Genomic DNA, 11,199 nt, shown 5'->3' on the forward strand with positions numbered 1-11,199 from the left:
GCTTACGATTCGAGGTAGCGCAAAACAGCGAGTACACGCCGGTTTTCGGTGTCATCGGGCGCTAACCCCAACTTGGTGAAGATGGAGGCGATGTGTTTTTCGGCCGAGCCGGTCGACATATGTAAGGTTGTGGCGATCGCCGAGTTGGTTCTGCCTTCGGCCATGAGGTGCAGCACTTCGGTCTCGCGGGGGGTGAGCTGATCGAGTGCGCTGCGACGATGCGATCGCGCGAGTATCTGGGACACGACTTCAGGGTCGAGCAGGGTCCCGCCGGCGCCCACGACTGCGACGGCGTCGAGAAAGGCCGGTACGTCGGCGACGCGGTCTTTGAGTAGGTAGCCGAAGCCACGGGTGTCCGAGGTGATCAGATCGGAGGCGTAGCGCTCTTCGACGTAGTGCGACAACACCAGCACCGGCGACTCCGGATTCTGGCTGCGCAACAGCGCTGCGGCGCGTATTCCCTCGTCGGTGAACGTCGGCGGCATCCGCACATCGACGATCACAAGATCAGGGTTGCTGTCGTTGACGAGGTTCAGCAAATCCGTAGCGTCGCCGACACCCGCCACCACCTCATGGCCGGCGTCGATGAGGATTCGTTCGATGCCGGCGCGCAGCAGCGCCGAGTCCTCGGCGATCACGATCCGCATGGCAACACCGCGGTGACAATCGTGGGCCCGGACGCCGGACTGGACACCGTGAACGTGCCGCGCGCAGCGCGGACCCTCTCGGCCAGGCCGCGCAGGCCGGTGGCGCTCGCGCTGTCGGTGACTTGTGCACCGCCGCGGCCATCGTCGAATACGGATACGTGAAGCGTGTTTTCGGCCTCGTCGAGTCGAACCGTCACGGCCGCGCGCGACGCCATCGCGTGCTTCGCGACGTTGGTCAGCGCCTCGGCGACGACGAAGTATGCGACCGATTCCGTCTCGGCGGGAATGCGCCGAGGCAAGTCGATGTCCAGGGTGGTGGGTACCCCGGTGTTTTGGGCGCGTTGCACCACCGACGAGAGCGCGGCGTCCAATCCGCGGTCGGACAGAATCGTCGGTGCGATACCGCGCACCACGTTACGCAGTTCCACCAGAGCGGTTTTCGCGTCGTCGTGCGCCTCGGCGATCAGCGCCTTGGCAGCGGCCGGGTCGGATTCGAGCTTGGTTTGCGCAAGACCGATCGTGATCGCGAGAGACACCAGTCGGGGCTGCACACTGTCGTGCAGGTCGCGCTCGATGCGGTGGCGCTCGGTCTGCGCCGATGACACCGCGCCCAACCGGGCATCTGCGAGTGCGTTCACTTCGTGTTGCAGCATCGTGGCCGGCGACGGGGCGAGCAGCCAATGGTCGATCTTGGCGTCGAGAAGTGGCGCAAAGACCAAGGTCGCAGCGGCCGCGATCAATGCGACAGCGCCCAAGGGCCACGCAAGTCCGGCCGGGATGAAGGAGAGTTGGGCGTCGTCGCCGCGACTCACGGCGATCGCCGCCGCCGGCGCAAGTACCCCGAACGCCAGGAGCGCAAACGCCAGGCCGGCGGCTATCAGGTCATAGAACGCCCGAAGGAAGTGGTGAAGGCAACCCTTCCAGAAGCGCGCGCTGTTGAGGTCCAGCCACAATTGGTGTGCCCAGCCCAGAAAACCGTTGTAGGGAGATGTCTTTCGGGGCGCACCCTGGAGATCCAAGCCGAAGACGGCCTCGCTACGCAGACGCTCAAGCCACCCGACCACGCGCATCAGGTACACGAATATGACTACGGCAACGGCAAAACCGATCACCGAGGGAATCGATGCGATCCCGACAACCGCGATTGTGATGGGTATCCACAGCCACGCTACGGCGATCACCGCGCCCACGATCAGCGACGCGGTGGGCACAACGCCGATCCACCGGCGGACCGCCGCAGGGGTCGCGTCAGCCCTGACCGGCTCGACCGCATGTCCCATCATCGTGACCACACCATCAAACGTACGGGCCACTATCGTGCGACAACATGCCGTTTACCGGACAGATCAGGGGGGGTTAACCCCCACCCCGCGTAGTTTGTAGAACGCGCCGTCGCCGCAAGTCAGCATACGACCGGGCCCCGCTGCGGACATTGTTTCAATCAAAGATGCCGAAATGTGGCCGGTGCCGCCCCGGTGTGACCGAACTGAAGTCACCAGAATTGCTGTGCCACAACGATTTCAGCGACAGCCACCGGAGGCTCGCGGAGAGGCCGGAGAACAGTCGTCGCCGTTAGCCCGACGCCACGCCACCAGGTATTTTTCGCGGCCGTAAGAAAATCGTCAGACATTTGGGCTGGCCCTACGAGCTAACTCCTGTCATTCATCCCGCCCGCCGTACCTCGGTGTTTTCTGTGAATGTGCTTGAGGTGTACCGCCTAGCGGAACAGGCGAACCCGGGTTACTTTAATTTGCGGGGAGGCGTGGAACGTCGGTACCGTGCCGTGGCGTACGCAAACGTGCATTACGATCCCATATCGCGTTGAGAACGAGCAGATTCTGGAGGCCATCGCCGTGATTTACTCGTCAAGATCGCATTGTGCTGCCCGAGGCGCCACACGTTTGCGGTGACCCCATAAGCTAGCCTCGCATGCCGCCGCATCGAGGCGCATAGGCTGCCAGCGCGGCCGTCGGGTTGTGAGTTCGAGCGGCGGCCGGACGACGGCACGGGAACGGAGAGGGGGAGCGCGATTCTCAAGGTACTGGGGCGGCTGTGGATCCCGCTGCTCATACTCGTCGTGCTCTTGGCCGGTGGATTCACGGTTTCGCGGCTGCAAGGCGTCTTCGGTAACGAACACCGTCCGTCGTATGCCGACACGGAGCGACAGGAAGCTCGGCCATACGACCCCAAGTACCTGGTTTACGAGGTGTTCGGCCCCCCGGGAACCGTGGCCGACATCAGCTACTTCAACGAGAACGCGGACCCCGAACTCGTCGAGGGGGCAAGCCTGCCCTGGTCGTTTAGCTTCCCCATCACGGAGACGGCGGGAGTCGGGAACATCGCGGCGCAGGGCACGGGTAACAGCATCGGCTGCCGGATTATCGTCGACGATGAGGTGAAGTCTGAGCGAGTCCGGGAGGGCGTCAACGCGTTCACCTTCTGTTTGCTGAAGGCCGCATGAGTACAGACCGGCTACACCGTAAGCCGCCGGCGATAGCGCGATGGATCTATCGCCTAGCGGTGCCCATCATCCTGGCGTGGCTGGCGATCACCGTCCTCCTCACCGTCGGTGTCCCTCCTCTGGAGAAGGTCCAGGAAGAGCGTGCGGTAACGCTGAATCCGCCCAAAGCGCCGTCGATCGAAGCGATGCAGCGCATGACGGAGCACTTCACGGAGACGAAATCCAGCACCGTGGTGATGATCGTCCTGGAGGGCCAGCAACCTCTCGGTGACGAAGCGCACGCGTACTACGACGAGCTGGTACGTCAGCTGAGAGCCGATTCGGCACACGTGCAATACGTGCAGGACTTCTGGGGCGACCCCCTCACGTCGGCAGCCGCCGAAAGCGCCGACGGCAAGGCCGCATATGTCCAAGTCAGCCTCACTGGAGACCCGGGCCAAGCCTCGGCCAACCAGGCGGTACAAGCCGTTCGGGACATCGTCGATCGGACGCCGGCGCCGCCTGGTGTCGAAGCTTTCGTGACCGGTCCCGCAGCGTTCGCCGCGGATCTGGGCCCGGCGGGCAACAGGACGATCGCGCTCGTCACCGCTCTCAGCCTGGCCGTGATCTTCGTGATGCTGCTGATCGTCTTCCGCTCGATATTCACGGTCATCCTGATATTGCTCCTGGTCGGGATTCAGGTGCAGGTGGCTCGTGGTGTCGTCGCGTTGCTCGGCGATCTCGAACTCATCGGCCTCACGACGTTCGTCATCAATGTGCTGGTCGCGCTAGCGATCGCGATTGGAACCGATTACGGGATTTTCTTCACCGGGCGGTATCAGGAGGCGCGCGAAGCCGGCGAAGATCGAGAAACGGCCTTTTACACCACCTATCGAAGCGTGGCCAAGGTGGTCTTGGCGTCCGGTATGACTATCGCCGGTGCGGTTTACTGCCTCAGTTTCACCCGGCTACCCGTGTTCCAGACCATGGGCGTTCCCACCGCGGTGGGCATGGTCATCGCGGTCGCGGTGGCCCTCACCCTGATTCCCGCTGTGCTCGTCGTAGGCAGCCGCTTCGGGATCTTCGAGCCCAGGAAAAAGATCGCAGTTCACCGGTGGCGGCGGGTGGGCACGGCAATCGTGCGGTGGCCCGCGCCCATCCTGGTCGCGACAATAGCCGTCGCACTGGTCGGGCTCTTGGCGCTGATCGGCTACGAACCCACCTATAACGACCAGGAGACCATTCCGGACGACATCCCGGCTAACGTGGGATTCGCGGCCGCTCAGCGCCACTTCCCCCCATCGATGATGATGGCCCCCGACATCTTGTTGGTCGAGGCCGACCACGACATGCGCAATGCGCCCGATCTTCTCGTCCTGAACAAGCTCGCCAAGGGTGTGCTGTCGGTTCCGGGCGTCGCCAGGGTGCAGAGCGTCACGCGCCCTGGCGGGGTGCCGCTCAAGCACACTTCGATTCCTTACATGCTCAGCATGAGCAATGCCACCCAGGTGCAGATGCTGCCGTTCCAGCGGGCCCGCATGGACGACATGCTCACGCAGGCGAACGAGATGGAAGAAATGGTGGCCGTGATGCAACGCATGTACGGCCTTACCCAGCAGATCGTGGCCACGACTCACGACATGGTCGGCAAGACTCACGAGCTCGAGGACATCACCAACGAGCTACGCGATCGCGTTGCGAACTTCGACGATTTCTTCAGGCCCATCCGCAACTATTTTTACTGGGAGCCGCACTGCTTCAACATTCCCATCTGCTGGGCGCTCAGATCGGTGTTCGACACGATCGACGGTATCGACCAGATCACTGATGAAATGCGCGGATTGGTCGAGAACCTCGACCGCCTGGACGCGCTCATGCCACAGCTGCTCGAGCAGTTCCCCACGATGATCGAGAGCATGCAGAGCGCCCGGACGATGATGCTGACGATGCACAGCACCATGTCGGGAATGATCGCCCAGATGGAGGAAGCGAGTGAGAACTCGACCGCCATGGGCAAGGCTTTCGACGCCGCCCAGAACGACGACTCCTTCTATCTGCCACCGGATGTCTTCGAGAACGAAGACTTCCAGCGAGTGTTGGACATCTTCTTGTCGCCCGATGGGAAGGTAGCGCGGCTCCTCATCACTCAGCGGGGCGACCCCGCCAGTCCTGAGGGCATCGCTCGGGTAGACCCGATCAAGACCGCGGCCGAAGAGGCGCTCAAGGGGACACCTCTGGAGAATGCGAAGGTCTATCTCGGTGGCACCGCAGCCGGCGTGAAGGACCTGGTGGTCGGTTCCACCTACGACCTCTTAATCGCCGGAGTCGCCGCGCTGTGTCTCGTCTTCACCATTATGCTCATCGTCACGCGAAGTTTCGTCGCCGCCCTGGTGATCGTCGGCACGGTGGCGCTGTCGCTGGGGACGGCGTTCGGGCTGTCGGTGCTCATCTGGCAACACATATTCGGGATGCAGATTCACTGGGTGGTGCTCGCAATGTCGGTGATCATCCTCCTGGCGGTCGGGTCCGACTACAACCTGCTGCTGGTATCGCGAATGAAAGAGGAAATCGCTGCCGGGATAAACACCGGCATCATCCGGGCGGTGGGCGGAAGCGGCAAGGTCGTGACGGCCGCGGGTCTGGTGTTTGCGTTCACGATGATGTCGATGTTGGTCAGCGACCTGCGCACCCTTGGACAAGTGGGTTCGACCATCGGAGTGGGCCTGCTGTTCGACACCCTGGTGGTCCGCGCCTTCATGACCCCTTCGATCGCCGCACTGTTGGGCCGGTGGTTCTGGTGGCCGCTGCGCGTGCGCCCCCGCCCCGCCAGTTCCATGCTTCGACCGACAGGACCCCGTCCGCTGGTGCGTTCGCTGTTGCTGAGGCAAGAAGAGCGCTGACGCAATGACCGGGCCAACCTTCGGCCTGCTCGTAGTCGCATGAGCAGCCAGCAGACGAGCGAAAGACCGCCATTCATTGCGCGGATGATTTACCGGCTTTCGGTGCCCATCATCGTCGGATGGTTGGTGCTCGTCGCGATATTCTTCTTCGCCGTCCCATCGTTGGAACAGGTCGGGCGGGAGAACTCGGTTTCGCTGGTGCCCAGGGACGCGCCGTCGTTCAACGCGATCGAGCGCATGGGGCATGTCTTCGAAGAATCGGATTCCGACTCCGTAGCGATGATCGTCCTGGAGAGCAAGCAGCCCCTCGGCGAGGACGCACACGAGTATTACGACGAACTCATCCGCCAACTGACGGCCGACACCACCCACGTGCAGCATGTACAGGACTACTGGGGTGATCCGCTGACCGCATCGGGCGTGCAGAGCGCCGACGGTACGGCCGCGTATGTGCAGCTGAACCTCGCGGGCAACCAGGGCGAGGCGTTGGCCAACGAATCCGTGGAAGCCGTCCGGGACATCGTGGCACGGACACCGTCGCCGCCGGGGGTGCAAGCCTACGTCACCGGTCCCGCGCCATTGGTCTCGGACATGAACCACGCCGGCGACAAGTCCATCATCAAAATCACCATCGTCACTGTCGCAGTGATCATCGCGATGTTGCTTTTCGTCTATCGCTCGATTGTCACCGCTGTCCTGTTACTGCTGATCGTCGGCGTGCAGGTTCAGGCAGCCCGGGGGGTCGTTGCACTCCTCGGCGACCACGACATCATCGGGCTTTCCACGTTCGCTGTGAACATGCTCGTATCACTCGGCATAGCGATCGGGACTGATTACGGCATATTCTTCACCGGTCGGTATCACGAGGCGCGGCAGGCCGGCGAGGATCGAGTTACCGCGTTCTACACGACCTACAGCAGCGTGGCCAAGGTCGTGCTGGCCTCCGGTATGACGATCGCCGGAGCGATATTCTGCCTGAGCTTCACTCGGTTGCCCTACTTCCAGACAATGGGCATTCCGACGGCAGTGGGCATGGTCATCGCGGTTCTGGTCGCGCTCACGCTGATTCCCGCCGCGCTTGCTGTCGGCAGTCGTTTCGGGTTGTTCGAACCAAAGCGCAAGGTCATCGTCCGCAGGTGGCGACGCTTGGGTACGGCCATCGTTCGATGGCCGGCGCCTATCCTCATCACCGCGTGTGTGGTCGCTCTCGTCGGTCTGCTGGCCCTGCCCGGATACCGAACCAGCTACAACGATCGAATGTACGTGCCCCAGGACATTCCGGCGAATGTCGGGTATGCCGCCGCAGAGCGGCACTTTCCGACGTCGCGAATGATGCCCGACATCCTTATGGTCGAGGCCGACCACGACTTGCGTAATCCAACCGACTTCCTGGTACTGCACAAACTCGCCAAGAGCATCTTCGCCGTCCCCGGGGTGTCGAGGGTGCAGGGTATAACCCGGCCCGAGGGAACGCCGATCGAGCGCACTTCCATACCGTTTCAGATCAGCCTCCAAAGCGCCAGTCTCATGCAGATGCTGCCGTTTCAGAAGAACCGCATGGGAGATCTGCTGAAACAGGCAGATGACATGACGAAGATGTTGACGCAGCTACAGCGTATGTATTCGCTGATGCAGCAAATGAATGCGATTACTCGCGAGACTATTGTCAAGACTAAGGAACTGACAGAAATAACCGACGAGTTGCGGGATAGCATCGCCAATTTCGACGATTTCTTCAGACCCATCCGTAACTATCTCTATTGGGAACCGCACTGCTTCAACATTCCGATCTGCTGGGCGTTCAGGTCGCTATTCGACGCACTCGACGGGCCCGACCGGATCAGTATGAAGATGCACGAGCTCGTCGAAAATCTTGACAAGATAGACGCACTGCTGCCGCAGATGCTCGCTCAGTTCCCGCAGATGATCGCGGCCATGCAGAGTATGCGGACAATGGTTCTGACAATGCACAGCACGATGTCCGGTGTCATCCTCAGGATGGATGAGTCCAGCAGCACTGCGACCGCCATGGGCCGAATCTTCGACGAGGCCCAAAGTGATGACTCCTTCTACCTGCCCCCGGAGGTCTTCGAAAACGAAGACTTCAAACGCGCGATGGAACTGTTCTTCTCCCCGGACGGGAAAGCCGTTCGCCTGATCATTTCGCACCGGGATGACCCCGGGTCCCCGGAGGCCATTTCGCGGGTGGACGCGATCAGAACCGCTGCCGAGGAAGCGCTCAAGGTGACTCCGCTGGAGAACGCCAAAATTTACGTCGCGGGTACCGCACCGACATATAAAGACTTGCGTGACGGCTCTTTCTACGATCTGTTGCTCGCGGGTGTCGCTGCGCTCTGTCTGATCTTCATCATCATGTTGATCGTCACGCGAAGTTTCGTCGCCGCGGTCGTGATCGTGGGCACGGTGGCGCTGTCGCTGGGTGCGGCGTTCGGACTTTCCGTGCTGATCTGGCAACACATTCTGGGTATCGAATTGCACTGGCTTGTGCTCGCGATGTCGGTGATCATCCTGCTTGCGGTGGGTTCTGACTACAACCTGCTGCTGGTGTCGCGGATGAAGGAGGAGATAGGCGCCGGCCTCAACACCGGCATCATTCGGGCCATGGGCGGTAGCGGCAAGGTCGCGACCGCAGCAGGTCTGGTGTTCGCCTTCACCATGTTGTCGATGGTGGTCAGCGACCTGCGGATCATCGGGCAGGTCGGCTCGACCATTGGGTTGGGGCTACTGTTCGACACCTTGGTCGTCCGCGCGTTTATGACACCCTCGATCGCGGCATTGCTGGGACGGTGGTTCTGGTGGCCGCTACGCGTGCGCCCTCGTCCCGCCAGTTCCATGCTGCGGCCGACAGGGCCTCGCCCCGCGGTGCGGACTCTGCTCGGCAAGGAACGGTAAATCTCGAGCCGAGGTGGGGGTGTGCTCCGAAGGGTTTGGGCCACGCTGGCAGCGGGGACTAAAGTCGCTGTAACGGTGTGAGCCGGCATAGCGAACTAGTCGGTGTAACAAAGTAAAGTCGGCGTAATTCTGCGCAGGGAGGGAATCGTTCATGATCAAGAAGTCGCTTACCAGTCTGGCCGTCGGTGCGGGCTGTGTCGCCGTCTCGCTGGCAACCGGTGCCGGGGCCGCATCCGCGGCTCCCAACTTGGACGCGGCTGTCAACACGACGTGCACGTACCCCCAGTTGGTCGCGGCACTGAACGCGCAGAGCCCTGAAGCCGCCGCCGGCTTCAACCAAGCGAAGGGGCTGCAGGCGGGTTTGCACCAGTTCCTCGCCTCGGGACCGAATCAACGGCGGGTCATAGCGACGCAGATTGCGAACGCCCAATGGGCCCAGCCGTACCTGCCGTCCATCGAGGCAGCGTTCAACACCTGTCAGAACTTCTGATCTGACCGGTTATCAGGCGTCGGCTCGGACGAACTGACCGCGTCGATACTGTTCGGCACAGGTTGCACGTCTTACCTTGCCGCTCGTGGTGATCGGAATCGAGCCTGGGGACACCATAACCAGGTCCGCCACGGAGAGGCCGTGCGAGTCCGAGATCGCCGAGACGACTGCGCCTTTCAGCGCCTTGAGCGTCTCTAGGACGTCCTCGTGGGAGGTCCCTCGCGCCATTACCTCCATCACGACGACAAGCTGCTCGTCGTCGCCGTTTGCAACGGCTATCGCAGCGGCCCTGCCACCGGTGATCTCCTGGATGGTCGCCTCGATGTCGTCGGGGGAGTGGTTACGCCCGTAGACGATCAGGAGGTCCTTGATGCGGCCGACGATGAATAGCTTTCCGTCGAATATCAGGCCGAGGTCTCCGGTCCTCAGCCACGGTCCTTCGGGTGTACCCGCTGTTGGCGCGGCAAGCCTGGCTTCGAAGGTGTATTTAGTTTCGTCGGGCTTGCGCCAGTAACCGGACGCGACGTTGTCGCCGTGGACCCAGATTTCGCCGGCCGATCCGTCCGGGCATTCGTTCTGCGTATCGGCATCGACGATGCGCACGACGGGTGAGCTCGGCAGGGGGTAGCCGACCAGGGCTGCGCCGGCTCCGCCAGCGCATCGCTTCGCATGCCCGGCCGCAAGTTCGTCGCGCTCGAAGTCGACGATTTCGGGCGGGCTCCCGGCTCTGCCGGAGGCCACGTACACCGTGCCTTCCGCGAGCCCATATGAGGGCCGCAAAACCTCGTCGCGAAGGCCGAACCGGGCGAACCGCTCGGTGAAGCGCTTGAGGGTTGCGGGGTTCACCCTCTCGGCGCCGCTGAGGACGGAGTGCACTCCTCCGAGGTCCAGCCCGGCCATGTCGTCGTCAGATGTCTTGCGAACAGCCAGCTCAAATGCAAAGTTCGGCGCCGCAGTGAGTGGATGAGAAGTGGTCGCCAGCAATGTCATCCAACGTGCCGGGCGCTGCAGGAAGGCCACCGGGCTGGTGAGCATCGCGGGGAGCCCCAACACAATCGGCGCAGCGATTCCGAGAACCAACCCCATATCGTGATAAAACGGCAGCCACGAAACGAAAGTGGTGTCGGATGGTGGGACGCCGTGTGGCGGCCAATAGCCTGCCGATAACTGTTTGAAATTGGCTCGAAGATTTCTATAGGAGACCATCACTCCGCGGGGTTGGCGGGTCGACCCGGACGTGTATTGCAGATACGCCGTTTCACCAGAATCGTTTTGGCTGCTGTCCGAACGCACACGGGCATTCAATTCCAGCGAATCAATTTCGATCACCGATGGATTGAATCTTCGACCCTGGGACTTAGCGTGCGAAGCCACTTCGCCGGCAACCGCGGATTCGGTCAGAACGACTGACGGTGACGCATCGCCCAGTACCGATTCGACACGCTCGTCGCTGACGCCGCCTAGTGGGACCGACAGCGGAACCGCGATAAGGCCTGCCTGCAAGGCTCCGAGGAAGGCGATGACGTAATTGAGCCCCTGTGGCGCCAATATGACCGCCCGGTCACCCGCTGATGCGCAGAGCCTGAGTTCGCGTGCAAGGTTGCACGATCGGCGATGCAACTGCGACCAGGTGACGCTCTCGGAAAGACCTTCCCAGTCCCGGTCGTAATCGACGAATGTGAATGCCGTGTCATTAGGCTGCAGGCTGGCACGTTCTCGCACAAGAGCCGGAATCGACGCCTCGAGCACGGCTTGAGATTACCGTGCAAAAGCCGAGGTACATGTAATTGTCGGCAGAAAGTACGCGAT

7 protein-coding genes are annotated in these 11,199 nt (G+C 62.0%); 4 read left to right on the top strand and 3 right to left on the bottom strand.

The genetic code is table 11. The annotated features are described in order from the left end of the window. Positions 1-2 precede the first annotated feature (2 nt). Positions 3-647 (bottom strand): response regulator transcription factor, encoded by a 645-nt coding sequence (locus tag A5759_RS07395; protein ID WP_068195770.1) that lies wholly within the window; start codon positions 645-647, stop codon positions 3-5. After that, complete coding sequence (locus A5759_RS07400; RefSeq protein ID WP_068195839.1) at positions 635-1,930, bottom strand: histidine kinase; 1,296 nt, start codon at positions 1,928-1,930, stop codon at positions 635-637. The genes A5759_RS07395 and A5759_RS07400 overlap by 13 nt, the downstream gene beginning before the upstream one ends. Positions 1,931-2,697: 767 nt before the next feature. Between A5759_RS07400 and A5759_RS07405 the strand changes: the two genes are divergently transcribed. The 4 genes from A5759_RS07405 (at position 2,698) to A5759_RS07420 (ending at position 9,390) form a co-directional block, all read left to right on the top strand. Continuing rightward, complete coding sequence (locus tag A5759_RS07405) at positions 2,698-3,108, top strand: MmpS family transport accessory protein (protein ID WP_156616851.1); 411 nt, start codon at positions 2,698-2,700, stop codon at positions 3,106-3,108. Then, a complete protein-coding gene (locus tag A5759_RS07410; RefSeq protein WP_068195776.1) occupies positions 3,105-5,987 on the top strand; it encodes an RND family transporter in 2,883 nt (960 codons plus the stop codon). The genes A5759_RS07405 and A5759_RS07410 overlap by 4 nt, the downstream gene beginning before the upstream one ends. A gap of 39 nt (positions 5,988-6,026) precedes the next feature. Beyond that, positions 6,027-8,900, top strand: coding sequence for an RND family transporter (locus A5759_RS07415; protein ID WP_068195779.1), 2,874 nt, complete (start codon positions 6,027-6,029; stop codon positions 8,898-8,900). A gap of 151 nt (positions 8,901-9,051) precedes the next feature. Continuing rightward, positions 9,052-9,390: a hemophore-related protein gene (locus A5759_RS07420; protein ID WP_068195783.1), complete on the top strand. Its 339-nt coding sequence runs from the start codon at positions 9,052-9,054 to the stop codon at positions 9,388-9,390. 12 nt (positions 9,391-9,402) lie between these two features. On the opposite strand, the gene A5759_RS07425 is transcribed toward A5759_RS07420, so the two are convergent. Then, complete coding sequence (locus A5759_RS07425; protein WP_068195786.1) at positions 9,403-11,139, bottom strand: AMP-binding protein; 1,737 nt, start codon at positions 11,137-11,139, stop codon at positions 9,403-9,405. Positions 11,140-11,199: the final 60 nt, after the last annotated feature.

Source organism: Mycobacterium sp. 852014-52144_SCH5372336 (assembly GCF_001665615.1).
GTDB lineage: Bacteria > Actinomycetota > Actinomycetes > Mycobacteriales > Mycobacteriaceae > Mycobacterium > Mycobacterium neumannii_A.

Excerpts from the sequence above, each read along its gene's own strand:
- A5759_RS07395 (WP_068195770.1), bottom strand. The coding sequence starts at position 647 with ATGCGGATCGTGATCGCCGAGGACTCGGCGCTGCTGCGCGCCGGCATC.
- A5759_RS07400 (WP_068195839.1), bottom strand. The coding sequence starts at position 1,930 with ATGATGGGACATGCGGTCGAGCCGGTCAGGGCTGACGCGACCCCTGCG.
- A5759_RS07410 (WP_068195776.1), top strand. The coding sequence starts at position 3,105 with ATGAGTACAGACCGGCTACACCGTAAGCCGCCGGCGATAGCGCGATGG.
- A5759_RS07415 (WP_068195779.1), top strand. The coding sequence starts at position 6,027 with ATGAGCAGCCAGCAGACGAGCGAAAGACCGCCATTCATTGCGCGGATG.
- A5759_RS07420 (WP_068195783.1), top strand. The coding sequence starts at position 9,052 with ATGATCAAGAAGTCGCTTACCAGTCTGGCCGTCGGTGCGGGCTGTGTC.